19 protein-coding genes are annotated in these 19826 nt (G+C 34.4%); 7 read left to right on the top strand and 12 right to left on the bottom strand.

Features of this window, described 5'->3' with window-relative positions:
• Positions 1-173 precede the first annotated feature (173 nt).
• From ABWH96_RS10830 to ABWH96_RS10800, 7 genes are all read right to left on the bottom strand, one after another.
• Positions 174-791: a vancomycin high temperature exclusion protein gene (locus ABWH96_RS10830; RefSeq protein WP_375581467.1), complete on the bottom strand. Its 618-nt coding sequence runs from the start codon at positions 789-791 to the stop codon at positions 174-176.
• Positions 791-1483, bottom strand: a complete 693-nt coding sequence (locus ABWH96_RS10825; RefSeq protein ID WP_375581466.1) for a TrmH family RNA methyltransferase — start codon at positions 1481-1483, stop codon at positions 791-793. The genes ABWH96_RS10830 and ABWH96_RS10825 overlap by 1 nt, the downstream gene beginning before the upstream one ends.
• A 5-nt stretch (positions 1484-1488) precedes the next feature.
• Positions 1489-4092, bottom strand: coding sequence for a DNA gyrase/topoisomerase IV subunit A (locus ABWH96_RS10820; RefSeq protein WP_375581465.1), 2604 nt, complete (start codon positions 4090-4092; stop codon positions 1489-1491).
• Position 4093: 1 nt separating this feature from the next.
• Positions 4094-4423: a hypothetical protein gene (locus ABWH96_RS10815; RefSeq protein ID WP_375581464.1), complete on the bottom strand. Its 330-nt coding sequence runs from the start codon at positions 4421-4423 to the stop codon at positions 4094-4096.
• Positions 4420-5037: a SatD family protein gene (locus ABWH96_RS10810; RefSeq protein ID WP_375581463.1), complete on the bottom strand. Its 618-nt coding sequence runs from the start codon at positions 5035-5037 to the stop codon at positions 4420-4422. Before ABWH96_RS10810 ends, ABWH96_RS10815 begins: the two co-directional genes overlap by 4 nt.
• Before the next feature lie 50 nt (positions 5038-5087).
• On the bottom strand, positions 5088-6947 hold the full coding sequence (locus tag ABWH96_RS10805) for a DNA topoisomerase IV subunit B (protein ID WP_375581462.1): 1860 nt from the start codon (positions 6945-6947) through the stop codon (positions 5088-5090).
• Positions 6948-7169: 222 nt separating this feature from the next.
• A complete protein-coding gene (locus ABWH96_RS10800; RefSeq protein WP_375581461.1) occupies positions 7170-7631 on the bottom strand; it encodes a hypothetical protein in 462 nt (153 codons plus the stop codon).
• Positions 7632-7763: 132 nt separating this feature from the next.
• Between ABWH96_RS10800 and ABWH96_RS10795 the strand changes: the two genes are divergently transcribed.
• The 7 genes from ABWH96_RS10795 to ABWH96_RS10765 all read left to right on the top strand — a co-directional run bounded on the left by ABWH96_RS10795 (position 7764) and on the right by ABWH96_RS10765 (position 13779).
• Entirely contained in the window at positions 7764-8768 is a 1005-nt protein-coding gene (locus ABWH96_RS10795; protein WP_375581460.1) for a sterol desaturase family protein, read from the top strand.
• A gap of 235 nt (positions 8769-9003) precedes the next feature.
• The gene (locus ABWH96_RS10790; RefSeq protein ID WP_375581459.1) at positions 9004-9381 is read left to right on the top strand and encodes a hypothetical protein; all 378 of its coding nucleotides are present in this window, start codon (positions 9004-9006) and stop codon (positions 9379-9381) included.
• Positions 9382-9415: 34 nt separating this feature from the next.
• The gene (locus tag ABWH96_RS10785) at positions 9416-11737 is read left to right on the top strand and encodes a PAS domain S-box protein (protein WP_375581458.1); all 2322 of its coding nucleotides are present in this window, start codon (positions 9416-9418) and stop codon (positions 11735-11737) included.
• Positions 11738-11812: 75 nt separating this feature from the next.
• A complete protein-coding gene (locus ABWH96_RS10780; protein WP_375581457.1) occupies positions 11813-12028 on the top strand; it encodes a DUF2191 domain-containing protein in 216 nt (71 codons plus the stop codon).
• A complete protein-coding gene (locus ABWH96_RS10775) occupies positions 12025-12396 on the top strand; it encodes a PIN domain-containing protein (protein WP_375581456.1) in 372 nt (123 codons plus the stop codon). Before ABWH96_RS10780 ends, ABWH96_RS10775 begins: the two co-directional genes overlap by 4 nt.
• Before the next feature lie 5 nt (positions 12397-12401).
• Positions 12402-12704: a hypothetical protein gene (locus ABWH96_RS10770; protein WP_375581455.1), complete on the top strand. Its 303-nt coding sequence runs from the start codon at positions 12402-12404 to the stop codon at positions 12702-12704.
• Between the two features lie 43 nt (positions 12705-12747).
• Entirely contained in the window at positions 12748-13779 is a 1032-nt protein-coding gene (locus ABWH96_RS10765; RefSeq protein WP_375581454.1) for a transglutaminase-like domain-containing protein, read from the top strand.
• Positions 13780-13854: 75 nt separating this feature from the next.
• On the opposite strand, the gene ABWH96_RS10760 is transcribed toward ABWH96_RS10765, so the two are convergent.
• The 5 genes from ABWH96_RS10760 to ABWH96_RS10740 form a co-directional block, all read right to left on the bottom strand.
• The gene (locus ABWH96_RS10760; RefSeq protein WP_375581453.1) at positions 13855-14139 is read right to left on the bottom strand and encodes a hypothetical protein; all 285 of its coding nucleotides are present in this window, start codon (positions 14137-14139) and stop codon (positions 13855-13857) included.
• Between the two features lie 80 nt (positions 14140-14219).
• The gene (locus tag ABWH96_RS10755) at positions 14220-15005 is read right to left on the bottom strand and encodes a hypothetical protein (protein ID WP_375581452.1); all 786 of its coding nucleotides are present in this window, start codon (positions 15003-15005) and stop codon (positions 14220-14222) included.
• Between the two features lie 17 nt (positions 15006-15022).
• Positions 15023-16180: an alanine racemase gene (gene alr, locus ABWH96_RS10750; protein ID WP_375581451.1), complete on the bottom strand. Its 1158-nt coding sequence runs from the start codon at positions 16178-16180 to the stop codon at positions 15023-15025.
• Complete coding sequence (locus ABWH96_RS10745; protein ID WP_375581450.1) at positions 16174-18168, bottom strand: hypothetical protein; 1995 nt, start codon at positions 18166-18168, stop codon at positions 16174-16176. Before ABWH96_RS10745 ends, alr begins: the two co-directional genes overlap by 7 nt.
• Before the next feature lie 183 nt (positions 18169-18351).
• Positions 18352-19572, bottom strand: coding sequence for an acetyl-CoA carboxylase biotin carboxylase subunit family protein (locus ABWH96_RS10740; RefSeq protein ID WP_375581449.1), 1221 nt, complete (start codon positions 19570-19572; stop codon positions 18352-18354).
• Between the last annotated feature and the right edge of the window lie 254 nt (positions 19573-19826).

Here is a 19826-nt window from a genome sequence, read left to right as displayed (position 1 = left end):
TGGACATACATAGTTTATTTACCATTGCTTCAACTTATTAATAGAACAATTGATCTCCATTCATAACTTTAATATAAATGGATTATCTAAACCTGTAAGCCAATGTTAATAAACCTTGATTTTTTTAAAATATTATGAAGAAAGTTAGATTTCCCTATAATGTTTATCAAAAACTATTTGATCCCCATTAATTTGTTGGGTAGGTATAAATCTAATAATGCTTTAGGGCGAGCAAAAAACTCCCTTATGGTGACTTTTGTAGAGGAATAAACAGGTACTTCTGCTGCAGAAAAAGCAATGGCATCCATTTCATAATATTGGCTAATATATAAGGCTCTAAAAGCATGGAATTCTTGCGTAATGATAGCTACATCCTGATGATGGAAAACTTCTTTACAACGAGCAACACTTTCGATTGTACGTAAACCCGCTGTATCAATTGAAATAACACTTTCGGGAACACCTTTACTCATTAAGGCTTTTTTCATATCGCTGGGCTCATTATAATAACGGGTCCTGTTATCTCCACTAAGTAACAAACCTTTAACTTTACCTTTATGAAAAAGCTCGGCCGCTGCATCCATTCTATTATCAAAAAAACTGTTGGCCTCCCCTTTCATATTTCGCTTACTAGTGCCCAAAACTAAGGCAATTTCTTTCGCAGGAATCTCATTAATATCCTCATAAATGTAAGCGCTAGTTTTCGAAATAATGAAAACATTGGAAAATATAGCAAATACAATGGCAGATATTAAAATAAATAAACCAAGACGGAGGAAGAACTTTATCATTATGTTTTTTCTGATTCAAAAGCCTTAACGAAGAATTTTTCGTAATCGTCAGGTCTAGCCATACATTTTTTATACCACTGCAAACGATAATCTGCTTTGGTTCGGTCATCAAATTGCCAATTTTTTACGAACTCCCGTATTTTACTGACTAAACTGTAAAATGTAATGCCCGAAGCGACAGACACATTATAACTTTCAGTAAATCCATGCATGGGTAGCCTTACAAACTCATTAGCCATAGCTTTTGCTTCTTCACTAATCCCATCTCGTTCATTTCCCATTACAATAGCTATGGGTTGATCTAAAGGCAACTCTTCAGGTGCACAAGCTTCTTCATTCGGACTAGTGACTACAATTTTATAGCCTTTGGATTTCAAATCTTTTAAAACATCCGCTGTTGGAGTTTCACTTTCTGGATATTGATGAACATCCACCCACTTAATCGCTCCCCTACTTACTCCTCTGCCTAGTTTAAATGCATTTTCATTTTCTATAATGTGATAATGCTGAATTCCCAAACATTCCCCTGAACGAATAATCGCATTGGCATTATGAGGATCACGGATATCTTCCAAAACCACTCTAATAAAATCAGTGCGATTCTCTAAAACAGATTCAATAAACTGTTTTCGTTCATCGGACAAAAATTCACCAAACTTTTGGGTAAGAAAATGGTTCAATTCAGCATTCATATCCTTTAGAATAAACCTAATTGCTCTTTATCATCATCCACGTCCAAATCAACTGAATCACCTGTTTTATATTCTTTTGCTTTCTCTTCTTTCTTGCTTTCCAATAATTTCACTTTAGTGACATCATATTGGGAAAGTTTATTTCCGATGGCTTTCCAACCTTTTACATCAATTAGCATATCAAAATCATAGGTAGCAGACTCTTTATCCCTGCCTTTTCCTTTACGAAATTCAACTTCCAATTGTGGGTCTTTATCAGTACTCACTACTGTTAAGGTTGATTTTTTATGCTCTGAAATAAATACAAATGGTTTGTTCATTGTGCGGGTTTCAATTTGGAAACGCTTTACAAAATAGTTTTTGGAAGCTCCATCATAATAAACACTCGAGATTACACAGTTTGGATCGAATTTCTCAATTAACTCCACCTTTTCACCATCAAATCGATTAGTCAATTCATAATTACTCAGTTCATAAGAGCCATCCTTATAAATCACCAAAATATTATCATCTCCATGGAAAGAGCCTATCAACTGACCTCTTTCGTCTGTATTTAATTTTCCCACAGATTGGTCATAGTAGATTTTTAATCCGCCAAAACTACTTTCACCCAGCAATTTGAATTCAATTTTCTTAACAGGATATTTAGTTAAGATATTTCCTCCTGCTCCCCTACCTTTGATTTCTAATTCCTCAAAATCAAAATCAAATACTTTCACTCTAGCTCGGCAAGAGTTCGATAATTTCACATTGATTACTTCTGACTCTCCATTTGGACGAGCCTCCAGATATAATACCTTAGAACCTTTAGCTCCTTTGGTAAGATCGTATTCTCTATCACGAGTTACGGATAAAACCTGAAATCTCTTGACCATGGTTCGACCCGTTTTCCCATCCAGATAAGCAGCATTATAAACCCTTCGCTCATCATTCTTCCGGAAAATATCAACATGAATAATATCCTTACCTACAAAAACCTTCTCCTCAATACGCACGACTTTATAAGTCCCATCACGCTTGAAGGCGATCACATCATCCAAATCCGAGCAATCGGTTACGAACTCATCTTTCTTCATTCCATAACCGATAAAGCCTTCTGCCCTATTGACATAAAGCTTTTGGTTATTGGCCGCAACGGTATGCGCTTGAATATTATCAAAACTCTTAATTTCCGTTTTACGCTCCCTTCCTTTTCCGTATTTTTCTAATAAGCCTTTATAATAATCAATGGCATATTCGGTCAAGTTTTTCAAGTGATGTTCAACTTGAGCCAACTCATCTTCCAGTTTGCGCATCAATTCATCTGCCTTGAACTTATCAAATTTCGAAATTCTCTTAATCTTGATTTCCGTCAAGCGGATGATGTCATCTTGGGTGATTTCTCTGTAGAATTGAGGTTTAAATGGCTCTAAACCTTTGTCTATTGTTTCTAAAACAGCTTCCCAGGTTTCACATTCTTCAATGTTGCGGTAAATTCTGTTTTCAATAAATATCTTTTCTAAAGAAGAGAATAGGATTTTCTCCATCAATTCTCCTCTTCGGATTTCCAATTCACGTTCTAAAAGCTGAAGAGTATCCTCTACATTCTTATTTAAAATTTCATTTACTGGTAAGAAAATAGGTTTATCCTCAATAATCACACAAGCATTAGGTGAAATGGAAATCTCACAGTCTGTAAAGGCATATAATGCATCTATGGTGATATCTGGAGATTGTCCTGCAGCGAGTTGAACTTCAATTTCAACATCTTTAGCAGTGTTATCCACCACCTTCTTCACCTTGATTTTACCTTTATCATTGGCTTTTATAATGGATTCAATCAATCCTGTGGTGGTGGTGCCAAAAGGAATATTTTTGATTAAAAGGGTGCGCTTCTCTCCTTCTTCAATTTTAGCCCTTACCCTAATTTTGCCTCCTCTTAAACCTTGGTTATATTCCGAGAAATCTGCCATTCCCCCCGTAGGAAAATCAGGATAGATTTCAACTTTTTTATTCTTTAAAACATCAATACAGGCTTTAATTAACTCGCAAAAGTTGTGAGGAAGAATTTTAGTGGAAAGTCCTACTGCAATACCTTCAACCCCTTGAGCCAAAAGTAATGGGAATTTTACAGGTAAAGTAACGGGCTCTTTTTTACGACCATCATAAGATAATTGCCATTCTGTAGTTTGTGGATTGAAAACCACATCCAAAGCAAATTTTGAAAGTCGAGCCTCTATATATCGAGGAGCAGCTGAACTATCTCCTGTTCTGATATCTCCCCAGTTTCCTTGGGTCTCAATCAGAATATCCTTTTGCCCCATATTCACCATGGCATCTCCAATGGAGGCATCACCATGCGGGTGATATTGCATAGTTTGCCCGATGATGTTGGCTACCTTATTAAAACGCCCATCATCCATTTCCTTCATAGCATGCATGATACGTCTCTGAACAGGCTTAAAACCATCTTCATTGGCAGGTACCGCTCGTTCTAGGATCACATAAGAAGCATAATCCAAAAACCAGTTTTCGTACATACCCGATACGGCAATCACATTATGTAATTTGTCCTTATCCTCTCCGTTTTGGTTGTTCTTAGATTCGTTATTTTCGTTGTTTTCTTCCATCTTATTCTGTTAAAAGAATATGTTGTTCAATCAGTAATGTGTATAAAATTGCTAGAGAAACTGAAACCAAATTTCCAATGAAATAATAATCATTGGAAATTTTAGACTCGTCCTTTATTCTAGTTGCAATTTTTAAAGCTGCAAATAAAGTTAAAACATGGGGATAGCCCACCAAAAGTGAAAAACAAATAAAAGCCCTTTCGAGCACACCTTTCGTTATACTGGAAAGGCTTATCTTATCCTTGTTGTATTTGGCTAGTAACCAAAAAAACAAAATGCTTCCCAATTCAGTAAGAATAATGATGCTTATGTAAATAAGGCTTAAGTTCACTTCAATAACAATTTAATTAGTTGTTTAGCAACTTTAAACTCCTCTAAATTCAAGCTTTTTTCCTTTCTCCACATAGTTGAGTTATCCTTTTGGAAAATTCCAGCCACTTCCTTATACTCCTTGCCCTCTAGAAATTCATAGGCTATTAATTTTTCCTTTTCAGACCAATTCATATAGAAAAAATCATAAAGCATAAATGCTTTATCTAGCTTTTCATTGAGTAAACCTTCATAACCTGAAATTGAAAACCTTTTATTTTCTTCTTTCCCATATTGCAAACTCTCTCTTGCCACAGTCAGCCCATTTCCTAACATGCCATAAGCAATGTTTTCATTTATTGGCGTTTCGATTTCACCTAGTTGTAAAGCATATCGTAATTGAAATTCAGATTTCAATAATTCCTGATCTAAATAAAAAACCACATCTATAGCTGAATTCAAATCCTTAATTACTGCTTGAAATTCATCTCCTAGCGTTATGGTCAAAGGAGAAATTATTTGCTTTTCAAATAACTTATTTGCTTTCTCTATTAATCTTTTAAAATCTTTCATCAATGCGCTACCCGAAAAAGTAGAACTATTGATAACATCTGCCATTATTATTTGATAGTCCATATTGTAAAAATATTACAATAATTATTATTTTGCAATATTTTTACAATAAATCAAACCTCAGCTAATTCCTCTTCCAAGTCCTTCTCTACCCTTAATTTATCAATTATAAATTGCTGTCTTTCCATTGTATTGGTACCCATATAGAAAGTCAAGAGGTCTTTAATCTTAGTTTGATTACTTAAGATAATGGGATCTAACTTGATATTTTCATTTATAAATTCACCAAATTCCTCTGGTGAAATCTCCCCTAATCCTTTAAATCGAGTAATTTCGGCAGCTTTTCCTATTTTTTCAATTGCTCTTCTTCTTTCTTCGTCCGAATAGCAATAGATGGTTTCCTTCTTATTTCTTACCCTAAATAAAGGCGTATCCAAAATATACAAATGTCCATCACGAACTAAATCAGGGAAAAACTGTAGGAAAAAAGTCATTAAAAGTAAGCGAATGTGCATTCCATCTACATCGGCATCCGTAGCAATAATCACTTTTCGATAACGCAATCCTTCTAAACCTTCTTCTATATTCAACGCATGTTGTAAAAGGTTAAATTCTTCATTTTCATAAACTAATTTTTTGGTCTTACCATAACAGTTTAAAGGCTTACCTCTTAAACTAAATACTGCTTGGGTTTGCACATCACGCGATTTGGTGATAGAACCAGAAGCAGAATCTCCCTCGGTAATGAAGATCATGGTATCATCCTTCCTATCGTGCTTATTATCATCATAATGAACACGACAATCCCTTAATTTCTTATTATGAAGGTTGGCTTTTTTTGCTCTTTCATTAGCCAATTTCTTGATTCCTGCCATGTCTTTACGTTCCCGCTCCGACTGCATAATTCTTTTTTGAATCGCTTCAGCCGTTTTAGGATTTCTATGTAGAAAATCATCTAATGCTTTCTTTACGAAATCATTGATGAATGTTCTCATAGTCGGACCATCAGGCGCCACATTTTGAGAACCTAATTTAGTTTTCGTTTGAGATTCAAAAACTGGTTCTTGTACACGAACAGCAACAGCTGCTACTATAGCCTGTCTGATATCCGAAGGATCGTAATTCTTTCCATAAAAATCACGAACGGTTTTTACTATTGCTTCTTTAAAAGCTACTAAGTGTGTTCCTCCTTGTGTAGTGTTTTGTCCGTTTACGAATGAATAATATTCTTCACCATATTGATTGGCGTGTGTCATTGCCATTTCAATGTCTTCACCTTTCAAATGAATAATTGGGTAACGATTCGTTTCCTCATCTGATTTTCTGTCTAATAAATCTTTTAAACCATTGGCTGAATGAAATTTTTCACCATTGAAGTTAATGGTTAATCCAGAGTTCAAGAAAGCATAATTCCACATTTGCTCTTCCAAAAAGCCAGGAATGAAATGATAGTTTTTAAAAACTGTTTCATCAGGCTCAAAAGCTATCAAAGTACCGTTTCTACCACTAGAGGAAGTAACTTCAGCATCATTAGATAATACACCCCTTTGAAACTCTGCTACTTTTGTTTGGCCTTCACGGTAAGCTTGAACTTTAAAATAATTGGAAAGGGCATTTACCGCTTTTGTACCGACTCCGTTAAGACCAACAGATTTTTGAAAAGCACCTGTATCGTATTTCCCCCCGGTATTGATTTTGGAGACACAATCCACTACTTTTCCAAGTGGTATACCTCTTCCATAATCTCTAACCTCAACCCTCTGGTCGGTTATTTTTATTTCTATCGTTTTACCAAACCCCATCATGTGTTCGTCAATGGAGTTATCAATCACTTCTTTTACCAATACGTATATTCCATCATCAGGAGAAGAACCATCTCCCAACTTACCAATATACATACCTGGTCGCATACGGATATGCTCCCGCCAATCCAGTGATTTTATACTATCCTCGTCATATTGAAATTCTGCCATCGCGTTTATTGGATTGAAAGTTTTAGCTACTCAAATTTTAAAATTACAAAGCTTTTTCTAATTGTAAAGCTTTTTGGATTTCAGTCTACCGTAAATTAGGCATAGAAATTCATAAAAACAGATGAAGTCATACATCAAGCAATACCTAGAAAATATTTGAATATGAGATAATTAAAGCCAGTAATATCCAGCTTTATTATTAAAGAAAAATATTTTAAAAAATTATTTATTTCTCCTCAGAATAAAAGGTAACCATAATACCCAGAAAAAGATAATCAAGAGACTTACGATAATTAATGGAAGGTAGCCACTTTGTGTAAGTCCTTCTTCATTGTTCACAAATATGAAAACTGTTAACAAGCTTGCAAAGAATAAATTGAATGTCCCTGCTAAACTTCTTGCCCAATTAGCAAGTGTATTTCTAGCTTTCTCGTTTTTGAAATAGAAGTTGGGGCCAATTGGCTGACTTTTAATGACCACTGCAAGCGCAACACAGATAAGTACAATTATGATTGGAATGATTAAGCCTGTGTAAAATAATGTATTATTGCTAAATTGAATTTGGTTATCTAACAACTTGATTTTCACAACTGATAACTCTGCAAAATATGCATAAGTATAAAATAAAACGGCTAAATAAGCGATGCTTGTACCGATCAAAAAAGCTCTTGAAATTCTGTCCATAATTACTATTTGCTCACAAAATTAATTTTATTCATGAGTATTTCAGCATTTTTTAGAGGAAGTTTTTATTCAAAATGTTATATTTCGAAACGAACACAAGATTCGTATTGTTAAAAGCTTAAATAATAAGAAATGGATTTTAACCCTATAATATTGTCAATTCCTATCTATTTTGCTCTCATAGGAATTGAATTGCTTATTCAAGCTGTAAAAAGATATAGAATTTACAGATTGAATGATGCCATTACTAATATCAGTTGCGGTATCACACAGCAGGTAACGGGCATATTTTTCAAAATTTTAAGCGTGGCAGCCTACCAATGGGTATTTGAAAATTATGCATTATTTTCCATAGCCCCTACTTGGTACAATCTAATCTTACTTTTCATCTTAGCAGATTTCTTCTATTATTGGGCACATAGAAAAAGTCACGAAATCAATTTGTTCTGGGGCGGCCATGTAGTGCATCACCAAAGTGAGGATTATAATTTCTCAGTGGCTTTAAGGCAAGGTTCATTTCAAATCATTTGGACATTTTTCTTTTATTTCCCTTTAGCAATTATTGGATTTGATACTTTAAGTTTTGTATTGATGTCTGGATTAGTAACAGTATATCAATTCTGGATTCATACAGAAACCATTGGTAAATTAGGACCTATTGAATGGATTTTCAATACTCCTTCTCACCACAGAGTCCATCACGGTCGAAATCCAAAATACATTGATAAAAATCATGCTGGGGTTTTCATTATATGGGACAAAATGTTTGGTACTTTTCAAGAGGAAGAGGAAAGACCTACTTATGGAATCACCAAACAAACTGCCAGCTGGAATCCTGTTTGGGTGAACCTGCAACACTATGTTGAAATGGGAAAAGGCATAAAGCAAATGAAAGGCTTTAAAAATAAACTCAAGTACATTTTCTATCCTCCTGGCTGGCAACCTAAGGAAATGGGCGGGCAGCTCCCAATTCCCGAAGTAGATCCTGAAAAGGATAGAAAGTATGATAAGCAAACATCAGGTGCATTCAGCTTATATGTTCTAATTCAATATATTATAATTCTAGCGGGTACAGCTTTTTTCTCTTTAGTGCTGACAAGTTTAATATATGGGAACAAGTTTTATCCGTATCATTAATCATTTTAGGCGTGACAGGTTCAGGTGTAATTTTAGAAGAAAAGAAATATTCCTTTGGTTTAGAGGTATTTAGAGTAATAATAACTCCCTTAGTGATAGTTTTTGTACTAATACCGAATGCTGGGTCTATTATTATTTCTGCAGTTTTAGCATATGGCTTAATTTCATTTGCTTCTTTAATTTTTATCAAAAAATCTTATTCAACATTAAATCAACCTTCTACAAAATCAATTTCATGAAAATAACTCGGATAATTCCTTTTGCCATTTTTCTAATTAGCATTGCATGCACTGAAGTACCTGAATTGGAAAACATCGATTTAAAAAAATGGAAAGAAGATAAAGATGCTTGTCAAGAGTACAGAATTGATGTTGTAGAAAATCTCCTATCGCAAAAGGATAAATTGAGAGGTTTATCTCAAAACGAGGTGATAAATATTTTAGGAACTGCAGATAAGCATCAATTATATGAGAGAAGTCAGAAATTTTTTATCTATTACCTGAACCCTAATGAAAATTGTGACCAATACACAGAGGGTTATGTAAAAGCTTTATATATTCGTTTTAATTCATTAGACCAAGCCATTGATTTCAATGTGCAAGAAGTTAAATAGAATAAGCATTTTTTAAACGCTATTTAAAATTATTATGGCAAACTGGAGAAGAAACCTATACGACTGGAAAATAAGAAACTTAGCCTACTCTATGGGAGTTGGAATATTTCTGCTTGCAATTGCTATTTATCTGGTAATTATGCAATCTGGAATAAATGAACAAAGTTTACTGAGAACTAAGACGCTAAGTAACCTAGACAAAATAAGTTTACCACTTGCTCCAGATTATATAGCTGATAATAAAGAAAATATTGGTTCAAATATAAGGGAAGTAGAAAGGATTCTATTTGCTTATTCTAAAGGAGGAAAGTTAGGAGAGGAAAAAATTGAGGTAAAACTAAATAGAAAATTAAAAGCTGAAGTAGAGGATTTGGTGGTCTATTGGACCCCCTTAAAAGAAGAGCTTTACAATATTCAGGATGGAGAAACTTCAGTTGAAGATGCTAAAGAAAATTTAACTAAAAAGTATAATGCTTTTATTAAAGAGCATAATAATGTAAAAAAATTAGTAGAAGAATTAAATCAAGAGGAAGAGGAAGCTGAGACTTTGTATACTATTCTTCTTTACATTTATATTTTATTATTAAGCTCATTTATCTACTGGATAGTTAAATACCTAATTCTTAATCCTATCTATAAAATCTCACTTTCAGCTAGAGAGTTAGCAAAAGGAAATTTGACCGAAAAAATTGATTATAAGAGTAAAAATGAATTGGGATATATTGCTCAGAACATTAATTCTATGGCTGAAATTCTGGAAAATGCTACAGATTTCACCACTAAAATTGGTGAAGGCAAATTAGACGCTGATTATAAAGGATTAGATGAAAATCACGATAATTCATTAGCTACTTCCCTTCTACAAATGCGAGAAAAAATGCAAGAATCTGCCAAGGCAGATAAGGAGCGCAGTTGGGTAAATGAGGGCTTAGCAAAATTTGCAGATATCCTTAGAAATAATAATGATAATATTGAGGAATTATCCTACCAAATCATTTCTAATTTGGTAAAATTCATGGATGCCAATCAAGGTGCTTTATTCGTACTTAATGAACCCGATGACAAAGATGAAGAACCAAAAATAATTTTAGAATCTGCCTATGCATATGAACGCAGAAAAAGGATAAAGAAGGAAATTGCGATAGGTGAAGGATTAGTAGGTCAATCTGTTCAGGAAGGGGATAAAATTTACTTGACAGAGGTTCCTGAAGACTATGTTGAAATCAAATCTGGCTTGGGTGAAACGCTTCCAAGATGTGTATTGATTGTTCCGCTTAAAATAAATGAAGAAATAAAAGGGGTAGTAGAAATAGCCTCTATCCAAAACATAGCTGAATACAAAATTGACTTTGTTGAAAAACTTGGTGAAAACATTGCTTCCACCATTGCTAATGCAAAGACCAATGAACGTACTAAAAAACTATTGGCTGAATCTCAAGAGATGACGGAGCAAATGCGCTCACAGGAAGAAGAAATGCGCCAAAATATGGAGGAAATGGAAGCTACCCAAGAAGAAATGGGAAGAGCGCAAACCGAAATGGCCGAAAAAGAAGCCAATCTTAATGCATTAATCAATAACACTACCGATTCCATTATACTAATTGATACTGATTATAAAATAATTTTGATGAATGATGTCATCAAAAAGAGATATAAAGGAACTCAGTATGAAAAAATGAAGGAAGGTAGTAATGCACTTGAGATGTTAGGTGACGTTCGAGATGAATGGAGAGGCTATTATGATAGAGTGTTTAGGGGAGAAATTCTTTCTTTTACAATAAAAAGCAGCGTTAAAGGTGAGGATACTTATCGTCATTATGATATTCATCCAATAAAGAAAAAAGACGGTACTATAACAGGTGCTTCGGTATTCTCACGTGATATCACGAAAGAAAAACAATTAGAAATACAAAGAGAAGAAAACGCCAAAAAATTAGAGCAAAGAGGTTATGTAATGGATGGTATGATTAATAATACTGAAGACACTTACTTTGCCATTAATACCAATTATGAAATATTGGTAGTAAATGATGTGTTAAAAAATCGCTTTAAAGAATCGGGTATTGATCTTAAACCAGGATTGAGTATCTTAAGTATCTTACCAAAAGACCAATTGGAAAAATGGAAAACAAGGTATGATAAAGCTTTAGCTGGTGAAAAATTGAAAATCGTTGAAGAAAGAGAACTTCAAAGCGGAAACCTCACTATTGAAACAAGATGTGAACCTATTCTTAATGATAAAGATGAGGTAATTGGGGTTTCTACCGTTTCTAAAGATATTACTGAACTTAAAAAGGCTCAAGAAGAAAAAGAGAAAATTCAGAAAGAACTAGAAAAGCTAAAAGGCAAAAAATAATTAGATTTTAAATTGAATTTTAAATATACGATATTGTATCGTGTATTTGTAATAGAAATCAAAATTTAAAGCTCTATGAAAGTTACAGCCTTAATTCCAGATGAATTAATAGAAAAAGTAAAGGCTAAAAGTGGTGGTAAAAATATAACCGAAAGCTTAATTATTGCTCTGAATGAATATTTGAATGAAAAAAAGGTGGATGACCTTATTGACCAGGTAAATGAAAAGCCTTTAGTTTGGAATGATAACTTTACTGCTGAAGGAATTCGCAAAATAAACAGGTCTAGATGATTATAGTAGACACATCTGTTTGGCTTGAGTATTTAAAGGGTAACGAACATTACAAAAATGTTTTGCCCAAATATTTAAAAGAGAAACATATAGTAGCCATTAGTCCAGTTTTTGGCGAATTGCTGCAAGGCGTAAAAAATAAAAGAGAATTTGAAATCATAACAGGTTTCTGGGAGAGTTTACCAAAAGTTAATGAAGAAGAATTATACATTGAGGCGGGTAAACTTTCTCATGAATTTAAACTTTATAATGCTAGTGTTGGTTTGATTGACACTTACATTTTGGCAGCAGCCTTAAAACATGATTATGCGCTTTGGTCTTTAGATAAGAAATTAAATAAAGCAATTGATATCATTGAAAACAAATGAACTTTATGATCAAAAACATTTCCCTCCTATTACTATTTTCTATTTTTCTATTTGCATGTCAGCCTGACGAAAAGAAAAATGCTCAAGAAAATGAATCAAATAAAAATAAAAATTCTAAACCAATTCCTAAGGTTGATATAGCGGATATTGAAACTGGAATAAAAAATTATATCGACAATAAAACCAAAGAGGCAGATGGTTATTTTCATGTAAAAGATGAGAATAAAGAATTGAGATTAAAACTTGTAAGAGTTCATACCGAATACCTTTCCAATTTAGGTTCCGAATCGTCATTTTGCTTGTGTTGATTTAGCAGACGAAAACGGTGATGTTTATGATGTAGATTTCTTTATGGAAGGAAAACCGGGCGCTATGGATGTGACCGAAACCACTGTTCATAAATTAAATGGGAAACCATTCTACAGCTGGAAACAGAAAGAAGATAAAACCTGGTACAGAGTGCCGATTGAATCAGCTTCTAATGAATTGCTTGGGGTAATTGAAGGAGAAGATGAGTTTGAATTTTATTATGAAACCACTTTACCTAAAATTCAAAAACACGGAAAGGTATGGATTCCCATCGCTCAATCTGATAAATTTCAAGATATCGAAATTAAAAGTATGAAAATTCACGGTGAAGATGAAATGCTAGAAGAGAAAGAATATGGTAATAAAATCTTATACTTAGAGCTTAAAGAAGAGCACAGCAATAAGCCAGTAAAAATCACCTATCATGTAAAAAGAAAAGAAAAAGGTGCTTATGAGGAAGAAAATCCAAATCTTGCTAAATACTTAAGTGGAAATGTGTTAATGCCTGTGGGTAATCAAAGATTTAAAGAAATAGTAACTGAAGCAACTGAAGGCAAAGAAAATGATAGTAAATTAATTCAAGCTAGAGCAATTTATGATTACATAATTGATAATATGCGCTATGCTAAAAATGAAAAATATGGGACTGGAGATGCAGTTTATGCATGTGACTCTAAAACTGGAAATTGCACTGAGTTTCACTCCCTATTTATTTCTTTAGCAAGGACAGCTAATATCCCAGCTCGTTTTGCTATTGGCGCAGCAATTCCGTCCAGCAGAGATGAAGGAGGAATCAATGGATACCACTGTTGGGCTGAATTTTATGCAGATAACAAATGGTGGCCTGTTGACATTAGCGAAGGGAATAAATATACTGCCTTAGCTACTTATTATTTTGGAAGACACCCTGCAAACAGAATTGAATTCACAAAAGGAAGAGATTTAAAGTTTGAACCTTCCCCACAATCAAGCCCAGTTAAATTTATGGCCTACCCTATTTTTGAAGTGGATGGTGATAGTAAAGTGAGTAATGCTAAGTTTAGCTTTCAAAGAATTACTAGCAAAGAGATTTAGTTTAATGTCTCTAAGGCAAAAAAAAACCTGAATTTCAAAATTCAGGTTTTTTTTAGTTAGACAATTTCTTTTGATTTAGTTGGCAGGATGTTCGCTTTCTCCTTCAGAAGGATGCTCTCCACCTTCTTCAGAAGGATGTTCTTCATGTTCACCTTCTTCATGCATTGTGCTGTCCATTTCCTCTTCCATTGGCATTTCTTCCTCCATGCTCTCATCTTCCATAATAACTTCCTCTGTTGTTTCATCTTCTGAAGAAGCTTCTTTTTTACCATCACCACATGAAATTAATGTAGCGGATAAAAAGAAAATTGCTGCTAATGCAACAAGACTTTGGGATTTAAATTTTTCTAAAATTTTCATAGTTAGTTAACTGGTTATGATTAATTGCCATGAAAGATAAGAAAATATGATTTTAATGCAATCAAATAAAGGGTAAATCTCTAATATAGAGAATCCTGACTAGTAATTAGTATTAATTTCTCTAATTGATCAAATTGTTTACGGTTCCAATATCTTAGGCTTCGCAAGCTTTTCTTTTGCTCTTCTAATGAGCTATTAATCAATTCAATATCCTTTATTAGTTCCGCTCGAACTTTGTCCTGCTGTTTTTCTTGATTTTGGATTTGAGTATTCAGTAATTCAATGTTTTGTGTTTGTTTCTCTAGATTAGCGCCAATTGCTTTTTGTTTTAGTTTCAAGTTATTATGATCCTCATATGATTGATAGCCGATAACACCTATGAATACAAATAACAAAAATAATATAAAGCTAGGAATAATGAAGTTAACCTTATTCTGCTTTGCAACTGCAGATGGATTAGCAGGAATCTGAAATTTTTCAGAAGCATTTGGTGCGATCACATACTTCTTAGCTGAATACTGAAACAATTGTATTAATAAATCTCCATCCGCAATAGTGTGTTGTTGATATTCTTCAAAATTACCATTGCCAAATTGAACCAAATTATCTTCTAGTGGAGTATATGGAATTGAAAAACAAGCTCCATTCTGTTCCAATTTTTTTATAAAAACCACTAATTGAAAATACTCAGACAATGCATTTTGCATATTATCCCCAACTTGAATATAAGCAGTCTGAGTATTAGTTGAAATTTGTAAACAACTTTTTGAAATGAAATACGGAGCAATATCCTTAAAATACAAAACATCCCCTGCCCTTTTTTCAAGTTCTTGAATAACGGTCTGTTCTTGTTTTGTAAAATCCATTTCGAAACTGCTTAGTATTATTTCACAATTGTTCTCGGTATTGCCGATGGCAATCTACTCAGCATTTCATTATTCAGAAGCTGAGTAGTATTAGTAAAACTGCTCACATTAATAACATTATTCTTTTGTCGCCCTATCAAAACCACCTCATCCCCAACTTTGGCTTCAGGAATATGGGATATGTCCACCATAAATAAGTTCATGTTGATTAAACCTACAATAGGTGCCTTTTTCCCTGCAATTAATACATATCCCCTATTAGATAGCGCCCTAGGATAACCATTAGAATAACCCAAAGGCATTACTGCTATTTTCATTTTATGACTGGCTTGAAATGCAGTACCATAACCTATGAAATCGCCCTCTGGTACATCTCGAATATCCATTATATCCGTTTTCCAGCTAAAAATCCGCTTTAGCGCACCGTCTGACTTTTTATCCGTCTCTTGTAAATGATGATAATAGATATCAGGACTAGGCCAAAACCCATATTGCGCTACACCTACCCTCACCAAATCATAGACCGTATCGGGCATAGCCAAAGCTGCTGCCGAACAAGCAATATGCCTTATATTAGGTTCAAATTTTTTATCCCTGCATATTTTTAGAAACTCTTTATATTTGGCTTTTTGCTTATCAATTTTAAATTGATTACTTAAGCTTTCTGCTCCTCCGAAATGAGTGCATAATCCTTGAAAGACAATATGTTCTTTATTTTTCTTTAAAAAGTTAATAGCCTTAGGAAATTCTTCAGCAGGCATACCTGTTCTGTTCGCTCCAGTTTCCACTTCTATGTGGACTTTGGCGGGCTTTCCTATCTTTTTAGCAGCTTCCAGTGTGATTGGTAAACGATCATAATTATATACGAAAAACTCAATGTTGTTCTCAATTGCCCATGGGATATCCTCTTCATAAATTATCCCCATGATCATAATTTGACTTTTCTCATGGCAAGCATTGAGTACTTCTTCAGCCTCAAATGATGAGGCTACCGAAAAATGGTGCACACCTGCTTTTTCTGCCATAGGCACAAAAGACTCAATACCATGACCATAAGCATTGGCTTTGACTACAGAAGAAAATATAGCTTTCTTCCCTATTTTCTTTTTTATAAAATTAATATTTGCTTTTAAGGCTGATTGTTTCAGCTCTATTCTCGAAGAGTGTTTTACCATTTTTTCTTTGTTTCCAGCCAAGTATATGATTTCCCCCAGCTATCTTTTGCTAATGTTTTAACTTTTTCTACTTCTGAGGCAGGTATATTATCTACCATATTTTCTGCTTCCAAATCATTAAAATGGAATGCATAAGTTCTTGCAGCAAATTGATACAATGGAAGAGATGATTCTCCATGATATTCTCCATTTCCAAATACGGAAGGTTTTATATTCTGTCCCCAATCCTGTCGCCCTTCATTATTGGGATTAAGAAAATAGGCTCTGTAATCGCCAGATGGATCCTTTTCTACTCTCAATAATGAGACTGCATGGAAACCTAACATTTCTCCTTTAGAACTTGTTATAAAAATCCCAACAGGATTTGGATAGATCAAACGGTGTCCACCATTATAATCTGGATGGCACATAGCATAAAATACTCTCACAAAGCCATCAAAATCAACTATTGCGTTTGAGAAATAATCATAAGCGGAAGCAAATCCAATCTGGATCCATTGCCCATAAAGTGCGGGATTCACCCATTTATGGGGGTCTTCTGCCCTACCTGAGCCACGTAGCATCATTTCATTATAAATTCTGTCCAACATTGGCACGAGTGTTACAGAAACAGCATCCAGATTATAATCCAGATTTTGCACTAAGCCTTGTCCAGTAACAGAAGCTTTGATTTCCTGACCTTCAAAACGGAAGGTAATATCATTCGTAACTGCAGCAGTTTGCACCATGTTGATCAGCTTTGCAGGAGCATGCTGACTCCACATACTTATCCCTCTAGCACTTTGGCATGTTGGATTATTTCCCTGACCTACCCCAAGTGGCTGTCCTAATATTCTGAAAAGAGCCCCAATCAAATATTGTCTGGCACTAACCGCCTGATGTGGGTTTCTAGTGGATTTCAAAATCCTTTCTTCCACTTTAGGATGAATTTTAATTCCACTTAAATTGGATAAGCCCGATCTTACTGCCTCACGAGCTATAGTACCATTTTCCAGCATTTTAGCCAAGCCGTAAATACATTGGGCATTATAAATATGGATAGTTTTTAATATTAAATCAGATAGATATTCTGTAAGCTCATTCCATCTGGTTTCGCCTACTGGTGTTAATCCCAATGCAACCGGAACTGTTTGAAAATACTCATTTTCAATCAAGAACTTTAAAAGGACAGCATGGTACTGACTAACCAATCCATATTTCAGCATTGACTTACCCATTCCCTCTGCCTCAACGTATAGTTCTGTATTATTTAGACCTTCTAATACCGCCTGATATTCCGTGACATTTTTATCGGCAGTATTATCAGTTGGTCTATAAATACATCGTTGGAAGCTCAATAATTTTTGATCCCCTTCTTTATTTGGGTCTAATTCAATCTTCTCCTTGACTAAAGCAATAATTTTTCTTTGCTTCTCGGTAACCACTGGTCTTTGTTCACAGATCAGCGTAAGTTCTTCTGCCAATGTTTCCTTCACATCATCTAAGTGGATGTGTTGAGAAAGAAAATTGAAGAGGTTGTGAACTTTATGCAACTCATGCTCGCTCATAGTAAGGCGAGTTTCTTCTACAGGATCATTGAAAACAAACTCTAAATTTGCCACTATCACTTCCTGTATGAAACTTTCAGCATCTTCTGCAGAAATAATATCCGTTTTGTAATCGCCTTTTGCTATTGCGAGTAATCTGAGTTCACTTAAAAGTTCAATTGTGGAATTGGGATGACCACTTTTTAAAGTTCCATTCACCAATCCCGCAACCAATTTGGATGGGTCAGCCCAAGGTGATTCATTAAAAATTCCACCTTCGGATATTTCTTCAATCAAATCGTATACTAAAGCTAATCCTTCCACAGAATCACTTAGAATATCGATTTGTCCCATTAGACGGTTCGCTTTCTCTGGTCTTGTTAAGGAAGTCGCAGAGGAGAACTCTTCTAACAGTTCTTGTAATTTTTGATTACTATTGTCAATTAATGTTTGATTCCCCATGGGATTCTAAAAATTTATAAGATTCATTGCCAAAGTTAAAAAATGACAAGCGTTAATAATATTCAATTTCGCATCAAATAATGCTTAGAATATGAAAGTAAAGAAAATTAGCACAAGTTGACGCTTGCGCTAATTTTTAATTCTATAGGCACAAGCGAGACGCTTGCGACAAGCATCTATTAATTAATGATAGAAATCTACATTCTCATAATGCAATAACAGTTCTGTCATTCTATCAGGGTCTTCTCCCTTAAAGTTTACAGTACCAAAATGGTTCCCGAAACCATCACGATCACTGATTTTCTGCGTGCTCATCGGTGGAACCAAGTTATGGTCTAAGAAATAAGGTTCCTCTTTCAACTCCTCAGGAATTTCTAATTTGGAAATAGAATTTTTGTGAGGATATATCATCACATTTCCATAGAAGTTCTTAGGCCTTGCATCTGGTGCTGGTAATATCTCATTCAACTCTTCTTCTGACAAATTAGGATCATGGCATAATACAAATGCTCCTAAAGCATCAAAATCATAAGCTTTTCCAGCTAATTCCAAAATATGACCACCTGGAATTCTGCAAGCTACCTCTCCAAAACTTAAGGTATCATCTTCAGTTAAGAACCACTCTGGGTGAATCATTCCGTATTCTATACCGAATAAATCAACCAACTTCTGCATTTCCTTCATGATTTTATCACGCTTGGTATGCAATAGATTTCCCTCAGGTATGAAATTGGAATATCCTAGTTTCACATATTCAGTGATGTTTAGGAATCTGATCTTGCCTTTATGCACAAAAGCCTCGCAAGAAAATTCTGTCCCTGGTAGATGGCTTTCTGCCAAGCAAGGAAAATCGTCCTCTTGACATTTCTCATCAACATCAGCCATTGAGCGTAATAAACGGTGCCCAACAGTACCTGCAGATGCAAATGGTTTAATATGTACCCAGCTATCTTCTTCTCCATCTACTTGGAGATTAGCCTGATTCAATCTTTTCATAAAGGCTTTAACCCCTTCTTTATTATAAACCTCTTCAAATAACCCTACACGTAAACCACCAATTAAAGCTTTACGCTTCATCATGGCCTTATTTCTAAATAAAAATGCTCGGTTTAACACACGAGGATCATCCCTGTAAATAGAATTCAAGGCGCCCGCCCATTCCACGGTTTCTTCAAAAAGCGGCACGGCCACATCCACATTAAAAGGTTTTAATTTCTCATGTAAATCCAAAGAGTTGGAAGTATCACTCCATTCATCAAATTGATAAGCAACAAAAGGGATATCATGCTCTTTGGCATAATCCTCGAAATCAGGAAATGATACCACAACATAAGGTTTATTGAGTTTTTGCATACTTTCGATCACGGGTAAACTCCAACCCATTAGTGCAAAACAATTTGCCATAGTTATTATAGTTTAGTTTAAAATTTTAGTAATTACTTAATATAAACTATAAAATTACCAAGTGCGATATAGTACTATGTTATCTATAAATATGAATAGGGTAATATATTGAAAATTAGAATCTTGATTGAGATTTTTCTAGGTGTTTTATGTTTGTTTAGAGATTAATTAATGGAGTCCATAAATTTACTTTTCATCATTTTTAAATAACTTTTTTCTGTTTTCCTAAGCAAATTTTGATAAGAGCGTTTTAA

The sequence above is a fragment of the Marivirga tractuosa genome, from assembly GCF_042140215.1.
In the GTDB taxonomy this organism is placed as follows: domain Bacteria; phylum Bacteroidota; class Bacteroidia; order Cytophagales; family Cyclobacteriaceae; genus Marivirga; species Marivirga tractuosa_A.
Note: the sequence above shows the minus strand (reverse complement) of the source record. Positions and strands in the feature narration are given on the sequence as shown.

What these genes read in the sequence shown, in the direction of transcription:
- ABWH96_RS10760 (WP_375581453.1), bottom strand. Translation starts at nt 14,139, where the DNA reads ATGAAAATTTTAGAAAAATTTAAATCCCAAAGTCTTGTTGCATTAGCA.
- ABWH96_RS10790 (WP_375581459.1), top strand. Translation starts at nt 9,004, where the DNA reads ATGAAAATAACTCGGATAATTCCTTTTGCCATTTTTCTAATTAGCATT.
- ABWH96_RS10820 (WP_375581465.1), bottom strand. Translation starts at nt 4,092, where the DNA reads ATGGAAGAAAACAACGAAAATAACGAATCTAAGAACAACCAAAACGGA.
- ABWH96_RS10785 (WP_375581458.1), top strand. Translation starts at nt 9,416, where the DNA reads ATGGCAAACTGGAGAAGAAACCTATACGACTGGAAAATAAGAAACTTA.
- alr (WP_375581451.1), bottom strand. Translation starts at nt 16,180, where the DNA reads ATGGTAAAACACTCTTCGAGAATAGAGCTGAAACAATCAGCCTTAAAA.
- ABWH96_RS10810 (WP_375581463.1), bottom strand. Translation starts at nt 5,037, where the DNA reads ATGGACTATCAAATAATAATGGCAGATGTTATCAATAGTTCTACTTTT.
- ABWH96_RS10765 (WP_375581454.1), top strand. Translation starts at nt 12,748, where the DNA reads ATGGAAGGAAAACCGGGCGCTATGGATGTGACCGAAACCACTGTTCAT.
- ABWH96_RS10755 (WP_375581452.1), bottom strand. Translation starts at nt 15,005, where the DNA reads ATGGATTTTACAAAACAAGAACAGACCGTTATTCAAGAACTTGAAAAA.
- ABWH96_RS10825 (WP_375581466.1), bottom strand. Translation starts at nt 1,483, where the DNA reads ATGAATGCTGAATTGAACCATTTTCTTACCCAAAAGTTTGGTGAATTT.
- ABWH96_RS10745 (WP_375581450.1), bottom strand. Translation starts at nt 18,168, where the DNA reads ATGGGGAATCAAACATTAATTGACAATAGTAATCAAAAATTACAAGAA.
- ABWH96_RS10795 (WP_375581460.1), top strand. Translation starts at nt 7,764, where the DNA reads ATGGATTTTAACCCTATAATATTGTCAATTCCTATCTATTTTGCTCTC.
- ABWH96_RS10780 (WP_375581457.1), top strand. Translation starts at nt 11,813, where the DNA reads ATGAAAGTTACAGCCTTAATTCCAGATGAATTAATAGAAAAAGTAAAG.
- ABWH96_RS10770 (WP_375581455.1), top strand. Translation starts at nt 12,402, where the DNA reads ATGATCAAAAACATTTCCCTCCTATTACTATTTTCTATTTTTCTATTT.
- ABWH96_RS10805 (WP_375581462.1), bottom strand. Translation starts at nt 6,947, where the DNA reads ATGGCAGAATTTCAATATGACGAGGATAGTATAAAATCACTGGATTGG.
- ABWH96_RS10740 (WP_375581449.1), bottom strand. Translation starts at nt 19,572, where the DNA reads ATGGCAAATTGTTTTGCACTAATGGGTTGGAGTTTACCCGTGATCGAA.
- ABWH96_RS10800 (WP_375581461.1), bottom strand. Translation starts at nt 7,631, where the DNA reads ATGGACAGAATTTCAAGAGCTTTTTTGATCGGTACAAGCATCGCTTAT.
- ABWH96_RS10775 (WP_375581456.1), top strand. Translation starts at nt 12,025, where the DNA reads ATGATTATAGTAGACACATCTGTTTGGCTTGAGTATTTAAAGGGTAAC.
- ABWH96_RS10830 (WP_375581467.1), bottom strand. Translation starts at nt 791, where the DNA reads ATGATAAAGTTCTTCCTCCGTCTTGGTTTATTTATTTTAATATCTGCC.